The following is a 16,871-nucleotide window of genomic DNA, read 5'->3' as shown; positions in this document are numbered from 1 at the left end:
TCATTCGCTCCCGCGGCTCGCGTCAGCGAGCGCGTTCGCGCCACCGACGATCTCGCTGATTTCCTGGGTGATCTCGGCCTGGCGGGCCGAGTTGGCAAGCCGCGTGAGCGACTTGATGAGCTCGCCGGCATTGTCCGTCGCGCTCTTCATCGCGCGGCGGCGGGCGGCGTGCTCGGAAGCGGCCGACTGCAGCAGCGCGTTGTAGATCCGGCTCTCCACGTACCGCGGCAGCAGCGCGTCGAGGACGCCCTCCGCCGACGGCTCGAAGTCGTAGAGCGGGAAGATCTCCGTCTTGGCCGACGACTCGTCGCTGACCTTGACCTCGTCGAGCTTCAGCGGCAGCAGCCGCGCGTCGACGGCGGTCTGCGTCAGCATCGACTCGAACTTGGTCGAGATCACGTGGACCTCGTCCACCCCGCCGGTCTCGGCCGTGAAGGCCTCGATCAGCGCGGCCGAGACGAGCTTGGCGTCGCCGTACGTCGGCTTGTCCGAGAAGCCCGTCCACGACTCCGCGACCGCGAGGTCACGGAAGCCGTAGAACGAGACGCCCTTGCGGCCGACGGCGTACGTCACCACGTCCTTGCCCTCGGACCGCAGACGCTCGGCGAGCGCCAGCGAGGCCTTGATGGCGTTGGACGAGTAGCCGCCCGCCAGACCGCGGTCCGCCGTGATCAGCAGGACTGCGGCACGCGTGGCGTTCGGGTTCTCGCTGGTGAGCGGGTGCTTGGCGGTGGACCGGGTGGCCACTGCCGTCACCGCCCGGGTGAGCTCATCGGCGTACGGGGTGGAGGCGGCCACCGCGCGCTGCGCCTTACCGATGCGCGCCGCGGAGATCATCTCCATCGCCTTGGTGATCTTCTTCGTCGCGGTGACAGAGCGGATCCGGCGCTTGTAGACCCGAAGCTGTGCTCCCATGGGTCGTTACGTCCTTTCCCTCGCTACCGGACTCAGGCCTGCTCGGAGAGCAGCTTGCCGTCAGCCGTCTGGTAACCCTGCTTGAACTCGCCGATGGCGGCGGTCAGCGCGTCGACGGTGCCGTCGGCGAGCAGGCCGGTCTCGACGATGCCCGCGAGCAGGTCCTTGTGCTGCAGGCGCACGTAGTCCAGGAACTCGCGCTCGAAGCGGCGGATCTCGGCGACCGGGACGTCGTCCAGCCTGCCGGTGGTACCGGCCCAGATGGAGACGACCTGCTCCTCGACCGGGAACGGCTGGTACTGGCCCTGCTTCAGCAGCTCGACCATGCGCGCACCGCGCTCCAGCTGGGCCTTGGAGGCCGCGTCCAGGTCGGAGCCGAAGCCGGCGAAGGCCTCCAGCTCACGGTACTGGGCGAGGTCCAGGCGCAGACGGCCGGCGACCGAGCGCATGGCCTTGATCTGGGCGGAGCCACCGACGCGGGAGACCGAGATACCGACGTTCACGGCCGGGCGGATGCCGGCGTTGAACAGGTCGGACTCCAGGAAGCACTGGCCGTCGGTGATCGAGATGACGTTGGTCGGGATGTACGCCGACACGTCGTTGGCCTTGGTCTCGATGATCGGAAGACCGGTCATCGAGCCGCCGCCCAGCGCGTCGTTCAGCTTCGCGCAGCGCTCCAGCAGACGGGAGTGCAGGTAGAAGACGTCGCCCGGGTACGCCTCGCGGCCCGGCGGGCGGCGCAGCAGCAGGGAGACGGAACGGTAGGCCTCGGCCTGCTTCGACAGGTCGTCGAAGATGATCAGGACGTGCTTGCCGTCGTACATCCACTCCTGGCCGATGGCGGAGCCGGTGTACGGAGCCAGGTACTTGAAGCCGGCCGGGTCCGAGGCGGGAGCGGCCACGATGGTGGTGTACTCCAGCGCGCCGGCCTCCTCCAGGGCGCCGCGGACGGACGCGATGGTGGAGCCCTTCTGGCCCACGGCGACGTAGATGCAGCGGACCTGCTTCTCCGGGTCGCCCGAGCGCCAGTTGTCGCGCTGGTTGATGATCGTGTCGACAGCCACCGCGGTCTTGCCGGTCTGGCGGTCGCCGATGATCAGCTGGCGCTGGCCGCGGCCGATCGGGGTCATCGCGTCGATGGCCTTGATGCCGGTCTGCAGCGGCTGCTTGACCGACTTGCGGGCCATGACGCCCGGGGCCTGCAGCTCCAGGGCGCGCCGACCGGTGGCGGCGATGTCGCCGAGACCGTCGATCGGGTTGCCCAGCGGGTCCACGACGCGGCCGAGGTAGTTGTCGCCGACCGGCACGGAGAGGACCTCGCCGGTGCGACGCACCGTCTGGCCCTCCTCGATGCCGCCGAACTCACCGAGGATGACGACACCGATCTCGCGGGTGTCGAGGTTCAGCGCGAGGCCGAGCGTGCCGTCCTCGAACTTCAGCAGCTCGTTCGCCATGACCGAGGGCAGACCCTCGACATGCGCGATGCCGTCCGCCGCGTCAGTGACCGTGCCGACCTCTTCCACAGAGGCGGCGTCCGGCTGGTACGACTGGACAAAGTCGGCCAGCGCGTCCCGGATCTCCTCCGGACGGATCGTAAGCTCCGCCATCAGGCTTCCCTGCTCTCCTAGTTTGCGATCCTCGGCCCGCCATTGAGGGCCGCAAGTGCTCGACTCTCGGCCGGGTCGTATGAACCGGCCGTACGTTTTGCCGACTCCGGTGGAGCCGGTTTCCCGACCGAGGGTCGGATGTGCTGCTTGGGTGTTCAGCCTTCGAGTACCTGGCGAGCGCCCTCGAGGCGGCTCGACACGGTGCCGTCGATGATCTCGTCACCGATCTGCACCCGGACACCGCCGACGACCTCGGGGTCGACATCGATGTTCAGGTGGACCTGGCGGCCGTACAGCCGGCCGAGGGCGCCCGAGAGGCGGTCCTTCTGGCTGTCCGACAGCGGCACCGCGGTGGTGACCCGGGCCACCATGCGATCGCGCCGGGCGGCGGCGAGCTTGGAGTAGGTCTCCAGCCCCTGCTCCAGGCTACGGCCACGCGGGTGGTTGACGAGGCTGGTGATCAGCCGCACGGTGCCCGCGTTGGCGCGGCCGCCGAGCAGCTTCTTGATCAGGGCCGCCTTGGGGACGGCACCGGCCTTGGGCTCGGTCAGCGCGGCGCGCAGCTCGTGCGAGCCGCTCACCACCCGGCCGAACCGGAAGAGTTCGTCCTCGACGTCGTCCAGGGCGCCGGCCCGGTCGGCGGCGATGACCTCCGCGTACGCGGCCAGCTCCTCCACCGCGTCGACCAGGTCACGGCCACCCGACCAGCGGGAGCGGACCAGGCCGGAGACCAGGTCCGCCGTCTCGCCGGAGACCTGGCCGGCCAGCAGCGAGGAGGCCAGCTGAGCCTTGTCCTGGCCCGACCGGGACGGGTCGGTCAGCACCCGGCGCAGCGAGACCTCGCGGTCCAGCAGGGCCGTGACGGCGGTGAGCTCCTCGGCGAGCCGGGCCGCGTCCACCGAGGTGGAGTCGGTCAGGCTCTCGAGGTTCTGCCGCCCGGCGGCGAGGGCCTCACGGCTGGCGCCGATCACTTCGCCGCACCCTGAGCAACGGCGGCCTTGGCCTCCAGCTCGTCCAGGAAACGGTCGACGACGCCGCTCTGCCGCGTCTGGTCCTCGAGGGACTCGCCCACGATGCGGGACGCCAGCTGGGTGGCCAGCGCGCCCACGTCCTGGCGCAGGGCGGCGGTCGCCTGCTTCTTGTCGGCCTCGATCTGGGCGTGGCCGGCGGCGACGATGGCCTCGCGCTGACGCTGGCCCTCCTCGCGCATCCCGACGAGCTGAGCAGCGCCCTGCTCGCGAGCCTGCTCAACGATGCGAGCAGCCTCGTGGCGCGCCTCGGCGAGCTCGGCGCGGTACTGCTCGAGCAGGGCCTGCGCCTCGTTCTGAGCGGCCTCGGCGCGCTCCATGCCGCCCTCGATGGCATCCCGGCGCTCCGTCAGCACCTTCTCGATGCTGGGGAGGAGCTTCTTGCCGAGGAGACCGAAGACGATGAAGAAGCAGAGCAGGCCGATGATGATCTCGGGCGTAGCGGGGAGGAGAGGGTTCATCTTCTCCTCGGCCGCGAGCTGAGCCGCGATGCTCATATCTGGACCTTCCTCGAATGGGTCTGCGGCGGGATTACTTGTTGCCGAAGACGAACGGCATGACGATGCCGATCAGCGCGAGGGCCTCGGTGAGCGCGAAGCCGATGAACATGTTGGAGCGGATGAGGCCGACAGCCTCGGGCTGGCGGGCCATGGCCTGGACGCCGTTGCCGAAGATCAGACCGACGCCGATGCCGGGGCCGATGGCGGCGAGGCCGTAGCCGATCGAGGCGACGGAACCGTAGACAGTGCCCTCAGCGAGGAAGCTCATTGCAGTTGTCCTTTGCAGGGTGGTGAACCGGTGGTGATTGGCCACCGGGCATTCCGGGAGGTGTGGATCGTGGCGGGCCCGGTGAGGGGCCCGGGCTCAGTGCGCCTCTTCGAGGGCACCGGCGATGTAGCTGCTGGCCAGCATCACGAAGATGTAGGCCTGCAGGAACTGGACCAGCAGCTCGAAGGCGGTGAGGCCGACGGCGACGATGAACGAGGCCGAGCCGTACAGCGCGCCCAGGGTCGGGCTGAGCAGGTACCAGGAGGCGATGGAGAACATCACGATCAGCAGGTGGCCGGCGAACATGTTCGCGAAGGCTCGGACCGCGAGCGTGAAGGGGCGCACGAAGATGTTCGAGAAGAACTCGATCGGCACCAGGATGAACATCACCCAGCCCGGGATACCCGACGGCCAGCAGAGGTTCTTCAGACCACCGACGAAGCCGTGGTTCTTGAAGGTCAGACCCATGTAGGTGACCCACACGACGCCCGCGAGGGCGGCCGGGAAGGCGATCGCCGCGGTCACCGGGAACTGGGCGAAGGGAATGACCGACAGGATGTTCATCAGCCAGATGATGAAGAACATCGAGACGAGCATCGGGACGTACTTCTCGCCCCGCTTGCCGATCGTCTCCAGCACGATGGAGCGCTTGACGAAGTCGTAGCCGATCTCACCGACCAGCTGCAGCTTGCCCGGGACGATCTTCGGCTTCGCGAAGGCGGCCCAGAAGAACCCGATGACCAGGACAGCCACGATCATCGACAGCAGCATCGGCTTGTTGAACTCGAAGCTGCCGATGGTGAAAATCGGCTCGAACTGGAACTCGTTCAGCCCTGGGGCCGGGAAGCCGCAGCCAGCGTCCCCGAAGTGGCAACTGCCTGAGGCGAGGGACGTGAGTTCAGCACTCACCACGGACTCCTTCGTCGTGACGCATGGTTACGGCAACCTCGGTGTGTCGGCATGGCCTGCGGCCACGAAGCGGCACTGAAACTTGATGGGGTTCTCGCCGACCCCGCGCGGCAGAGCACTGCACCACAGCGGGATCATCGAAGACTGCGCGGATCCGGGGGGCGATCGATCCGCGGTGCGGATGGACCAGGCCTCTTCCCGTACTCCGTTGTTGCGACGGACGATAGCAGTCCGTCAGTGCGGCATAAACACCGCCCCCCTCGTTGGGGGGACAGTGGGCCGTCGTCACTGTTGACGCCCCTTGTCCGAGGGCTTCTCGGCCTTGTTTTCGGAGGCGTCGGTCTCGACGTAGAAGGTCTTGGCCTTGAGGAAGCCGCGCACCTGGAAGCCCGTCCAGACCAGCACGCAGCCCAGCAGGGTGAAGGCGAAGGCCTGCCGGTTGAAGAGCTCGGTGTTCTTGAAGACCGCCAGCACGATGCCGACCAGCAGGATCTGAGTGGTGTACACCAGCAGCCCGACGGCCATCATCATCTGCGGGTTCGACCTGGTCAGCCGGTCGAGGGCGACCTGGCCCGAGGCGAAGAAGACCATCACGAGCAGAGCGCCGAGGAAGGCCCCGAGCAGGCCCTTGCCCCCCGCGACGGCGAAGGAGACCGCCATGGCGATGACTCCGGCGACCGCAGTGGGGATCGCGGCGCCTCGGAGGATCCGGGCGTCGTTGGACGGCATGTCGGCAACTCCGGCGGCATGTCGAGTGGCGGGGGGACGGGCACAGAACTCGGTGGGGTGATACCGGACCGGAACCACCGCGGGCCGGCCGCTCGACGGCGAGCCCGTCGAGTGGGACCCGCCAGGGACGGAAGTCATCCACCTGTCAGGTCTTTCGGCGCGTTCTCGGTACTCGTGAACGGTATCACAAACTATTTGATGAGAGCTTTACCATGTTTGTGTGGCACCTGTCACACCGATGGCCCAAGGGTGCCGCCGTTCGGGTGAACCGGCTTGACGTGCCCTCACTTCTCCCAACGACCCCGGCCGTTGCCGTGTCCGCGGCCGGTGACCGCCGACGATCCCTTGGGCACTCCGCCGAGCAGCCGCTTGTCCTCGGCCGACAGTTCGGCCATCGGTTCGGAGCTCGCACGTCCGGCCGACTCGGCGGTGAGCCCGGTCTCCTCCACCGCCGGGGCGGCGGCCCTGGCCACCGGACGGCGGCGGTAGCGCGGCGGCACGAAGGCCTGCACCGCGCGCGGGGCCCGGGGCCGGAACCGGGGGGTGAGCAGCACCACCAGGCCGACCAGGCAGAGCCCGGCCAGCGTGAGGACGACGGTCCGGCCGGTGTTGGTGACCGAGAAGGCGACGGTCCCGAAGGCGATCAGCGCGGCCCAGAAGTACATGATCAGTACGGCGCGGCTGTGCGAGTGGCCGACCTGGAGCAGTCGGTGGTGCAGGTGCCGCTTGTCGGCGGCGAACGGGGACTGGCCCGCCCAGGTGCGGCGGACCACGGCGAGCAGCAGGTCGGCCAGCGGCAGCGCGATGACCGTCAGCGGCAGCAGCAGCGGGATGTAGATCGGCACCAGGGCGTGCACGGTGGCGGTCTGCGACCCCAGCTCGCTGGTGATGAGGTCGGGGTCGACCCGGCCGGTGATGGAGATCGCGGCGACGGCCAGCATCAGGCCGAGCATCATCGAGCCGGAGTCGCCCATGAAGATCCGGGCCGGGTGCATGTTGTGCGCCAGGAAGCCCAGGCACATGCCGATCAGCAGCACGCTGAACAGCACCGCGGGGGCGGCGTCGGAGATCGTGTAGCCGTACCAGAGCCGGTACGAGTACAGGAAGAAGGCGATCGCGGCGATGCAGACCATGCCGCCCGCCAGGCCGTCCAGTCCGTCGATGAAGTTCACCGCGTTGACCATGACGACGACCAGGACCACCGAGATGACCATGCCCTGGGTCGGACTGACCGCGACCGGCCCGACGCCGGGCACCGGCAGGGTGATCACCGTGACGCCCTGCCAGACCATCACACCGGCGGCGATCATCTGGCCGCCCAGCTTCACCAGGGCGTCCACACCCCACTTGTCGTCCAGCACGCCGAGCAGCCACATGATGCCGGCGCCGGAGAGCAGCGCGCGGATGTCGGTGCCCTGGGAGAACACCTTGCTCAGGTTGTCGAGCTGGGAGGCGACCAGGATGCCCGCGCAGAGTCCGCCGAACATCGCGATGCCGCCGAGCCGCGGCGTCGGCTCGCGGTGCACGTCACGCGCGCGGACCGGGGGCATCGCCCCCGCCGCGATGGCGAACTTCCGGACCGGGCCGGTCAGCAGATAGGTGACCGCCGCGGTGCAGAACAGCACCAGCAGATACTCACGCACCACTGGCCTCCCGCAGCGCTGTCCGACGGTTGGGTACCGAAGGTACTCCCGTGCCTGTCCGAGGTTCGAGGTGCGTCGCCACGGCACACACCTTATTGAGTCGGACGCCGGGGGGACGCATCGCGGTTCGCCCTACCGGGTAGGAGATTCGGAAGCGCGGTCAGCGCCGCCCGGCGAAGGCCCGCGCGAGCTCCCTGACCCGCTCCGCCACCCGGACGTCCGTACCCCCGGCGAGCAGCCGTCCGATCAGGGCGGCGATCTCCGCCAGCTCCGCCTCGCCCATGCCCTGCGAGGTCACGGTGCCGGTCCCGAGCCGGATCCCGGAGGCCTCCGACGGCGGCGCCGGGTCGTACGGCAGCGCGCACTTGCCGAACAGCAGCCCGGCGGCGGCGCAGCGGCGCTCCGCCTCGGCGCCGCTGACGCCGAGCCCGCCGACGTCGGCGGTCACCAGATGGGTGTCGGTCCCCCCGGTCAGCGGGCGCGCCCCCGCCTCCGCGAGCCCGGCCGCGAGCACCCGGGCCCCGGCCACCGTGCGGTGGGCGTACGCCCGGAAGGCGGGCGTGGCGGCCTCGGCCAGCGCGACGGCCTTGCCGGCCACCTCGTTCATCGCGGCGCCGCCCTGGCTGAACGGGAACACCGCCCGGTCGACCCGCTCGGCCAGCTCGGCGGTGCACAGCAGCAGACCGCCGCGGGGGCCCCGGAGCAGCTTGTGGGTGGCCGCCACGGTGACGTCCGCGTACGGCACCGGGGACGGCGCGACACCGGCCGCGACCAGGCCGGTGGTCTGCGCGACGGAGGCCACCAGATAGGCGTCCGTCTCGTCGGCGATCGCCCGGAAGGCGGCCCAGTCGGGGTGCCGCGGGTAGGAGATCGAGCCGGCCACGATCGCCTTCGGCCGGTGGCGCAGGGCCAGCTCGCGGACCTGGTCGAGGTCGATCAGCCCGTCCTCGCGGCGCACCCCGTAGCCGACGAAGTCGAACCAGCGGCCGGAGAAGTTGGCCCGCGAGCCGCAGCTGAGGTGGCCGCCGTGCTCCAGCGACATCGCGAGCACCACGTCGCCGGGCCGCAGCAGCGCGGCGTAGGCGGCGAGCATCGCCGCCGTGCCGGAGCGCGGCTGGACGTTGGCGTGCGGGGCGGCGAACAGCTCACGGGCCCGGTCGATCGCCAGCAGCTCGGCGGCGTCGGCGAGGGAGCAGCCGGTGTGGTGGCGGCGGCCGGGGTAGCCCTCGGCGTACTTGTCGATCAGCGGGCCGGTGAGGGCCGCCAGCACGGCCGGGCCGGTGAGGTTCTCCCCCGCCAGCAGCTGGATCGTCTCGGCCCGCCGTTCGGCCTCCGCGGCCATCAGGTCGGCCAGTTGGGGATCGGCCCGGAACAGGGCGGCCGAGAGCGCCTCGGGGGTCTCGACGGGGCCGGTCGCGGCATCGGTGACGGTCATGGCGGGACTCCCGGGCGCGTCGGGTCGGATCCCTCCAGCGTAGGACCGCCCCCGCGCCCCGGCACGGCGGCGCGTGCCGGGGTACGCCCGGCCGTACGAAGCGGCGCGACCGGGCCGGCGGCACCACGGCACCCGGTCGGCACCCGGTCGGCACCCGGTCGGCACCCGGGCCTGCACTCAGTGCGGCGCTCAGTACGGCGCTCAGTACGGCGCTCAGTACGGCGCGCGGACCCCGGTGAGGGCGGTGACCACGGGGTCCACGGCGTGGAATATCTCCTCGCCGCAGTTGCGGAACATGCCGATCGGCGCGCCGTACGGGTCGTGCAGCTCGTCCGTCTCGGGGTCGGCGGCCAGCAGCCAGCCGCGGAGCGCCGCGGCGGCCCGGACCAGGGCCCGGGCCCGCTCGGTGACGTCGGCGCCGCGGCGCGGGTCCGGCAGGGTCCCCGGGTCGATCGTCCGGACCAGCCGGGTGAACTCCTTCAGCGTGAAGGTGCGCAGCCCCGCCTCGTGGCCCATCGAGATGACCTGGGCCCGGTGGTCCAGGGTCGCGGTGAGCACCAGGTCGGCCTCCACCACGTGCTCGTCCAGCAGTTCACGGCCGGTGAAGCCGCCGCTGTCGGCGCCGTACTCGTCCAGCACCGTGGCGGCGTGGTCCTCCATCGGCGCGCCGACATGGCCCCAGGTGCCGGCCGACTCGACCAGGATCCGGCCGGCCACCCGGGGGTTCAGCCGGGTGTCCAGCTCACGCCGGGTGAGCCGCTCGGCGATCGGCGAGCGGCAGATGTTGCCGGTGCAGACGTACAGGATCCGGAAGTGGTCCAGCGGCCTGGGTCCCACGCTCAGGTACGGCGATATGCCGGGCCCGGCATGGAGGGAGGCGGCCGTCAACTGCCGGCCTCCAGGTCGGGGACGACCTCCCTCAGCTGCTCGACGGAGATCGCGCCGGCCCTCAGCAGTACCGGCACCTTGCCGGTGACGTCCACGATCGACGAGGCCTGGGCGTGGTCGGCGGTGCCGCCGTCCAGGTAGACCGAGATGGCGTCGCCGAGCTGCTGCTGGGCCTCGTCGCAGGTGGCCGGGGACGGGCCGCCGGTGCGGTTGGCGCTGGAGACGGCCATCGGACCGGTGGCGTTCAGCAGCTCGATGGCGACCGGGTGCAGCGGCATCCGGACCGCGACGGTGCCACGGGTCTCGCCGAGGTCCCAGCGCAGCGAGGGCTGGTGCTTGGCGACCAGGGTGAGCCCGCCCGGCCAGAAGGCGTCGACGAGCTCCCAGGCCTGCTCGGAGAAGTCCGTGACCAGGCCGTGCAGGGTGGTCGGCGAGCCGACCAGGACGGGTGAGGGCATGTTGCGGCCGCGGCCCTTGGCGGCGAGCAGGGCGGCCACCGCCTCCGGGGAGAAGGCGTCCGCGCCGACCCCGTAGAGGGTGTCGGTGGGCAGCACGACGAGTTCGCCGCGGCGGATGGCCGAGGCGGCCTCACGCAGACCGGTGGCGCGGTCCCCGGCATCGGCACAGTCGTAGCGGCGGCTCATCGGTGCGGTCCCCTTCCGGACGGGCTCATGGTGATGCTCATGGTGGTACTCGCGGTGGTGCCCGCGCTGGTGCTCGCGGGGGTGCCCGAGCTGGTGCTCGCGTCGGTGTTCACAGCGCCGCTCCGGCGTCCGACGCGCGGTGCCCGTCGGTCACCCGGTCGGTCACAGCGACGCCTTGCGGGCCGTGGTGAAGCGCGGCCGGTTGTTCAGGTCGCGGTGGTCGGCGGTGTCGGTCCAGCCGGCCTCCTCGTTGAAGATCCACGGGACCTGCCCGCCCTGGGTGTCGGCGTGCTCGATCACCACGGCGCCGCCGGGGCGCAGCAGACGGGCGGCGACGCGCTCGATGCCGCGGATGGTGTGCAGGCCGTCCTCGCCGGAGAACAGCGACATCTGCGGGTCGTGGTCGCGGGCCTCCGGCGCCACGTACTCCCACTCGGTGAGCGGGATGTACGGCGGGTTGGAGATGACCAGGTCGAAGCGGCCGTCCCAGGCGCGGTCGTCCTCGAAGGCCCGGGTGGCGTCGCCCTCGTGCAGGGTGACCCGGGCGCGGTCGGGCGAGGACCCGATGTTGCGCCGGGTGTAGGGCAGCGCGCCCTCGTCCAGCTCGAAGGCGTGGACGACGGAGCGGGGCAGCTCCTGGGCGAGGGCGAGCGCGATGGCGCCGGAGCCGGAGCAGAGGTCGACGACCAGCGGCTCGGCCACGTCCATGTCGCGGACGGCGTCTATGGCCCACTCGACGACCGACTCGGTCTCCGGGCGGGGCACGAAGACGCCGGGGCCGACCTCCAGCTCCAGGTAGCGGAAGAACGCCCGGCCGGTGATGTGCTGGAGCGGCTCGCGGGCCTCCCGGCGGGCCACCGCCTCCCAGTACCGGGCGTCGAAGTCGCCGTCCTTGACGGTGTGCAGCTGGCTGCGCCTGACGTTGTGGACGTGTGCGGCGAGTTCCTCCGCGTCGAAGCGCGGCGACGGCACGCCGGCCGCGGCCAACCGCTGGGTGGCCTGGGCCACCTCGGCGAGTAGCAGGTTCATCCGTACGACCTCGTGCTTCCGCTCTCCGGCCCCGGCGTCGGTCCCGCCGCCGCCGGTGTCAGTTCTGGTGGGCCGCGGCGAGCTTGGCCGCGGCGTCCGCGTCGACGCAGGACTGGATGACGGCGTTCAGTTCGCCGTCCAGCACCTGGTCCAGGTTGTACGACTTGAAGCCCGTCCGGTGGTCCGAGATGCGGTTCTCCGGGTAGTTGTACGTCCGGATCCGCTCGGAGCGGTCCACCGTGCGGACCTGGCTGCGGCGCGCGTCCGAGGCCTCGCGCTCGGCCTCCTCCTGCGCGGCGGCCAGCAGCCGCGAACGCAGGATGCGCATCGCCTGCTCCTTGTTCTGCAGCTGGCTCTTCTCGTTCTGGCAGGACGCCACGATACCGGTCGGCAGGTGGGTGATCCGGACCGCGGAGTCGGTGGTGTTGACCGACTGGCCGCCCGGGCCGGAGGAGCGGTACACGTCGATCCGCAGGTCGTTGGCGACGATCTCGACCTCGACCTCCTCGGCCTCGGGGGTGACCAGCACGCCCGCCGCGGAGGTGTGGATGCGGCCCTGGGACTCGGTGGCGGGGACGCGCTGCACGCGGTGCACGCCGCCCTCGTACTTCAGCCGGGCCCAGACGCCCTGGCCGGGCTCGGCGTTGCCCTTGGTCTTCACGGCCACCGAGACGTCCTTGTACCCGCCGAGGTCGGACTCGTTGGAGTCGATCAGCTCGGTCTTCCAGCCGATCCGCTCGGCGAAGCGCAGGTACATCCGGAGCAGGTCCCCGGCGAACAGCGCGGACTCCTCGCCGCCCTCACCGGCCTTGATCTCCAGGATGACGTCCTTCTCGTCGTTCGGGTCGCGCGGGACCAGCAGCAGCCGCAGCTCCTCGGTCAGCTCCTCGCGCCGGGCCTCGCCGGCCTTCACCTCGGAGATGAACTCCGGGTCCTCGGCGGCGAATTCGCGGGCGGCCTCGATGTCCTCGCCGGCCTGCCGCCAGGCCCGGAAGACCCGGGTGATCGGCGTCAGTTCGGCGTAGCGCTTGGCCAGCCTGCGGGCGTTCGCCTGGTCGGCGTGGACGGACGGGTCGGCCAGCCTCGCCTCGAGGTCGGCGTGCTCGACGAGGAGCTCTTCGACTGCCTCGAACATGGGGTGGCCTTCTTCCCGGGAATCGGTGGGTGGATCGGAGGGGGACCGCGGAGCGCGGAGGGTGCGGGGGACGCGAACGGCGCCGGTCCCCCATGCCCCCGGAACGAGTACGGGGGCACCGGGAACCGGCGCCGAGGGAGCGCTAGGCCTTCGCGCTGTGCTGCTTGCCGAAGCGGGCCTCGAAGCGGGCGACGCGGCCACCGGTGTCGAGGATCTTCTGCTTGCCGGTGTAGAACGGGTGGCACTGCGAGCAGACCTCGGCGCGGATCTCGCCGCTCTTCTCGGTCGACCGGGTGGTGAACTCGGCGCCGCAGGTGCAGGTCACGTGGGTGACCAGGTACTCGGGGTGAGCGTTGGACTTCAAGGGGTTCTCCTAGTGTTCGGGAGGGTACCGGGTCGGCGGCGGGGACGCCGCTCGTGAACCGGGACCGACGGACCAGTCTGCCAGGACCGGCCGCTTCTTCCCAAACCGGGGGGCGCTCCGGGATATTCCGGGCCCCGCCGGGGCTCAGCCGCGCCGGGCCGGGGCGGTCGCCGCCGCCGTCGCGGGGGCCTTCGCCGGGGCCGTGGGGGTCGCCTTCGCCGGGGCGGTGGGGGTCGCCTTCGCCGGGGCCGTGGGGGTGGCCTGGGCGGGGTTGGACGGCTGGGTGGCGGCCACGGCCTCGGGGACCGGCCGGTCGGCCCTCAGGGCCGCCCACAGTTGGTCGGCCTGCGGCTCCAGCTGGACCACCCGGTCCGGGTCGCCGGGGGCGGCCGTGACCGGCAGGGTGACCATGCCGAGCCGGTCCGGTCCGATTCCCTTGAGCCGCTCGGCCAGACCGACCAGGGAGTTCACCGAGGCGAGCGCGGAGTCGGTGGTGATCGAGCGGGTCAGGGTGTCGCCGACCGACCAGAGCTTCACCGGGTCGGTCATCAGCCCGATGCCGCCGGCCTGCTGGAGCAGCGAGCGCACCATCTGCTTCTGCAGCTCGATCCGGCCGAGGTCGCTGCCGTCCCCCACGCCGTGCCGGGTGCGGACGAAGGCGAGCGCCTGCTTGCCGTCGAGGTGGTGCTCGCCGGGCTGGAGGTCCAGGCCGCTGTCCTGGTCGTGGATGGCCACCGTGGTGGTCACGGTGGCGCCGCCGACCGCATCCACGAGCCGGGCGAAGCCGGCGAAGTCCACCTCGACGTAGTGGTCCATCCGCAGCCCGCTGAGCTGCTCGACGGTCTTCACCGCGCAGGTCGCGCCACCGGTCTCGTAGGCGCTGTTGAACATCGCGCGCTTGGCGGCCGGCACCGGCCGGCCCTGCCGGTCGGTGCACTCGGGGCGCGGGACGAGGGTGTCGCGCGGTATGGAGACCACGTCGGCGCGCGAGTGGTCCTGGTTGACGTGCAGCACCATCGCGGTGTCCGAGCGGGCGGTGCCGCCGGTGTCGCCGCCGGCCAGGTCCGCGTTGCCGCCGGCCCGCGAGTCCGAGCCCAGCACCAGCAGGTTGAACGAGCCGTCGGTGGCCGTGGGCGGGCGGGAGGTGCCGAGCCGGCCGTCGATGTCGACGCTCCTGATGTTGCCGTCCAGCCGCAGGTACGCGTACCCGGCGGCCCCGGCGCCGAGGACGACGAGCGCGGCGGACCCGCAGGCGGCCGCGCGCAGGAGCTTGCGGCGGCGGCTCGGGACCCTCTTGTGTTCGGCCATACGGTCCAGAATAAATCGGACAAGATACTTGAAAGAGTCCAGACTGTCCCAAGTCTGGAACAAACCGGCCCGGAACCGCGGCGAGCCCCGGGCCGCTCGCGCGGGCCGGGGCTCGTCCGTGTACCGAGAAGGTCAGTCGCCGGACCCGGGGGTCGTCTTGGCGATCTGCATCAGGAACTCGGCGTTGCTCTTGGTCTGCTTCATCTTGTCCAGCAGCAGCTCGATCGCCTGCTGCGAGTCGAGCGCGTGCAGCACCCGGCGCAGCTTCCAGACGATGGCGAGCTCGTCGGCACCGAGCAGGATCTCCTCCTTGCGGGTGCTGGAGGCGTCCACGTCGACGGCCGGGAAGATGCGCTTGTCCGAGAGCTTCCGGTCGAGCTTGAGCTCCATGTTGCCGGTGCCCTTGAACTCCTCGAAGATCACCTCGTCCATCCGCGAGCCGGTCTCGACCAGCGCGGTGGCCAGGATGGTCAGCGAGCCGCCGTTCTCGATGTTGCGCGCGGCGCCGAAGAACTTCTTCGGCGGGTACAGCGCGGTCGAGTCGACACCACCGGACAGGATGCGGCCGGAGGCCGGCGCCGCCAGGTTGTAGGCGCGGCCCAGACGGGTGATCGAGTCCAGCAGGATCACCACGTCGTGGCCCAGCTCCACCAGGCGCTTGGCGCGCTCGATCGCCAGCTCGGCGACCGTGGTGTGGTCCTCGGCCGGACGGTCGAAGGTCGAGGAGATGACCTCGCCCTTCACCGACCGCTGCATGTCGGTGACCTCTTCCGGACGCTCGTCGACCAGGACGACCATCAGGTGGCACTCGGGGTTGTTGTGGGTGATCGCGTTGGCGACCGCCTGCAGCACCATGGTCTTACCGGTCTTCGGCGGCGCGACGATCAGGCCGCGCTGGCCCTTGCCGATCGGCGACACCAGGTCGATGATCCGGGTGGTCAGGATGCCCGGGTCGGTCTCCAGACGCAGCCGGTCCTGCGGGTACAGCGGGGTCAGCTTGTTGAACTCGGGACGGCCGCGGCCGTTCTCCGGGTCCATGCCGTTGACGGAGTCCAGCCGCACCATGGCGTTGAACTTCTCGCGGCGCTCGCCGTCCTTGGGCTGGCGCACCGCGCCGGTGATCGCGTCACCCTTGCGCAGGCCGTTCTTGCGGACCTGGGCGAGCGAGACGTAGACGTCGTTCTGGCCCGGCAGGTAGCCGGAGGTGCGGACGAACGCGTAGTTGTCGAGGATGTCGAGGATGCCCGCGACCGGGATCAGGACGTCGTCCTCGCTGATCTGCGTGTCGACGACACCGGCCTCGAAGCCCTCGCGGCGGCTGCCACGGCCCCGGCGGTCGCGGTAACGGCCGCGGCGGCCGCGGCGGCCGTCGCCGAACTCGTCGTCGTCGAAACCGCCCTGCTGGGCCTGCTGCGTCTGCGGCTGGGCCTGCTGGGCGGCGGGCTGGCGGCTCTGCTGGCCCTCGCCCTGCGCACCCTGCTGCTGGCCGCCCTGGCGGTCGGCACGGTCGGTGCGCTCGGCACGATCCGTGCGCTCGGGGCGGTCGGTCCGGTCCCGGCGGTTGCGCCGGTCGCGGCGCGACTCGCGCCCGTCGCCGTCCTGGCCGGCCGGGGCCTCGGCGGTGTCCTGGCGGCCCTCGCGCTCGCCGCCCTCGCGGCGGTCACGACGGTCCCGACGGTCGCGGCGGGTCTCGGGGCGACCCTCCTCCCGGCCCTCCAGGGCGCGGGCGCCCTCGGAGCGGGCCTCGGTCTGCTTGGCCTCGGTCGCCACGGCGGCGGGCGCCTCGGCGGCCTCGCCCGGCTCGGCGACCGGGGCGCCGGCGGCCGAGGTGGCCCGGCGGCGGGTGCGCTCGGCCCGGGCGGGCGCGGCGGTCTCGGAGGCGGCCTGGACCGGGATCTCGATCTGGGCCTGCGCCTCGGCGGCGGCCGGGGCCTCGGCCCGGGCGGCGGCGGCCTTGGTGGCACGGCGGGCGGGCTTCTCGGCCGGCTCGGCCGTCTCGGCCTTGGCCGCGCGCTTGGCGGCCGGAGCGGCGGCGGCGGCGGTGCCTGCGAGCAGCGGGTCTCCGCCGCTCTTCTCCTTGATGGTCTCGATCAGCTGGCTCTTGCGCATCCGCCCGGTACCGGTGATGCCCAGGTCCCCGGCGAGCTTCTGCAGCTCCGCCAGGACCATGCCGTCCAGGCCCGCGGCGGCGGTGCGGCGGCGCCGCGCCGGCGCCGCGGGGGCGGCGGCGTCCGACGCCTCGGCGTCCGGGCGCGCGCCCATCAGATCGGTGGTGTCGCTCACTAAGGGTCCTTCCCTGGAGCGGACGTCGGCCTGTCTGGCTCGGCGACCGGTTGTGCTGTCCTGACCGACGCTCGACTGCGTCGGTCCGAGGCGGTGATCCCCCGAATGGCGGTGCCGGTCGGGGGAGAGCTGCGAGGTGCGGTGCTAGAAGCACGGTGGTGCTGAGTGGCGTGGCGGGACGGTCGT

Annotated in this window: 16 protein-coding genes; all 16 read right to left on the bottom strand. The window is 71.5% G+C overall.

Annotation, left to right across the window (positions count from 1 at the left end; translation table 11 throughout):
* Complete coding sequence (locus SM793_RS03310) at nucleotides 1-915, bottom strand: F0F1 ATP synthase subunit gamma (RefSeq protein WP_320436452.1); 915 nt, start codon at nucleotides 913-915, stop codon at nucleotides 1-3.
* Nucleotides 916-947: 32 nt separating this feature from the next.
* Complete coding sequence (atpA, locus tag SM793_RS03305; protein WP_266312931.1) at nucleotides 948-2,522, bottom strand: F0F1 ATP synthase subunit alpha; 1,575 nt, start codon at nucleotides 2,520-2,522, stop codon at nucleotides 948-950.
* A 155-nt stretch (nucleotides 2,523-2,677) separates the two neighbouring features.
* Nucleotides 2,678-3,493, bottom strand: a complete 816-nt coding sequence (locus SM793_RS03300; RefSeq protein ID WP_320436451.1) for a F0F1 ATP synthase subunit delta — start codon at nucleotides 3,491-3,493, stop codon at nucleotides 2,678-2,680.
* Nucleotides 3,490-4,047, bottom strand: a complete 558-nt coding sequence (locus tag SM793_RS03295) for a F0F1 ATP synthase subunit B (protein ID WP_320436450.1) — start codon at nucleotides 4,045-4,047, stop codon at nucleotides 3,490-3,492. Before SM793_RS03295 ends, SM793_RS03300 begins: the two co-directional genes overlap by 4 nt.
* Nucleotides 4,048-4,081: 34 nt before the next feature.
* Nucleotides 4,082-4,318, bottom strand: coding sequence for an ATP synthase F0 subunit C (gene atpE / locus SM793_RS03290; RefSeq protein WP_030392786.1), 237 nt, complete (start codon nucleotides 4,316-4,318; stop codon nucleotides 4,082-4,084).
* 96 nt (nucleotides 4,319-4,414) lie between these two features.
* Entirely contained in the window at nucleotides 4,415-5,227 is an 813-nt protein-coding gene (gene atpB / locus SM793_RS03285; protein ID WP_320436449.1) for a F0F1 ATP synthase subunit A, read from the bottom strand.
* 285 nt (nucleotides 5,228-5,512) lie between these two features.
* Nucleotides 5,513-5,956, bottom strand: a complete 444-nt coding sequence (locus SM793_RS03280) for a hypothetical protein (protein WP_320436448.1) — start codon at nucleotides 5,954-5,956, stop codon at nucleotides 5,513-5,515.
* 284 nt (nucleotides 5,957-6,240) lie between these two features.
* Nucleotides 6,241-7,599, bottom strand: a complete 1,359-nt coding sequence (locus SM793_RS03275; RefSeq protein ID WP_320436447.1) for an MraY family glycosyltransferase — start codon at nucleotides 7,597-7,599, stop codon at nucleotides 6,241-6,243.
* Nucleotides 7,600-7,759: 160 nt separating this feature from the next.
* Nucleotides 7,760-9,034, bottom strand: coding sequence for a serine hydroxymethyltransferase (glyA, locus tag SM793_RS03270; protein ID WP_320436446.1), 1,275 nt, complete (start codon nucleotides 9,032-9,034; stop codon nucleotides 7,760-7,762).
* 213 nt (nucleotides 9,035-9,247) lie between these two features.
* A complete protein-coding gene (locus SM793_RS03265) occupies nucleotides 9,248-9,889 on the bottom strand; it encodes a protein-tyrosine-phosphatase (RefSeq protein ID WP_320436553.1) in 642 nt (213 codons plus the stop codon).
* A gap of 29 nt (nucleotides 9,890-9,918) precedes the next feature.
* Nucleotides 9,919-10,566 (bottom strand): L-threonylcarbamoyladenylate synthase, encoded by a 648-nt coding sequence (locus SM793_RS03260; RefSeq protein WP_266271495.1) that lies wholly within the window; start codon nucleotides 10,564-10,566, stop codon nucleotides 9,919-9,921.
* 162 nt (nucleotides 10,567-10,728) lie between these two features.
* Entirely contained in the window at nucleotides 10,729-11,595 is an 867-nt protein-coding gene (prmC, locus tag SM793_RS03255) for a peptide chain release factor N(5)-glutamine methyltransferase (protein ID WP_320436445.1), read from the bottom strand.
* 58 nt (nucleotides 11,596-11,653) lie between these two features.
* Nucleotides 11,654-12,730 carry a peptide chain release factor 1 gene (gene prfA / locus SM793_RS03250; RefSeq protein ID WP_320436444.1) on the bottom strand — a complete coding sequence of 359 codons (1,077 nt, stop codon included), beginning with the start codon at nucleotides 12,728-12,730 and terminating at the stop codon, nucleotides 11,654-11,656.
* Between the two features lie 142 nt (nucleotides 12,731-12,872).
* Nucleotides 12,873-13,094, bottom strand: coding sequence for a 50S ribosomal protein L31 (gene rpmE, locus SM793_RS03245; RefSeq protein ID WP_320436443.1), 222 nt, complete (start codon nucleotides 13,092-13,094; stop codon nucleotides 12,873-12,875).
* Nucleotides 13,095-13,238: 144 nt separating this feature from the next.
* A complete protein-coding gene (locus SM793_RS03240) occupies nucleotides 13,239-14,402 on the bottom strand; it encodes an LCP family protein (protein WP_320436442.1) in 1,164 nt (387 codons plus the stop codon).
* Nucleotides 14,403-14,534: 132 nt separating this feature from the next.
* Complete coding sequence (gene rho / locus SM793_RS03235) at nucleotides 14,535-16,685, bottom strand: transcription termination factor Rho (protein ID WP_320436441.1); 2,151 nt, start codon at nucleotides 16,683-16,685, stop codon at nucleotides 14,535-14,537.
* Nucleotides 16,686-16,871 lie beyond the last annotated feature (186 nt).

Source organism: Kitasatospora purpeofusca (genome assembly GCF_034043715.1).
GTDB lineage: Bacteria > Actinomycetota > Actinomycetes > Streptomycetales > Streptomycetaceae > Kitasatospora > Kitasatospora purpeofusca_A.
The sequence above is the reverse complement of the archived record's forward strand: the minus strand, read 5'-3'. Positions and strand labels throughout refer to the sequence as shown.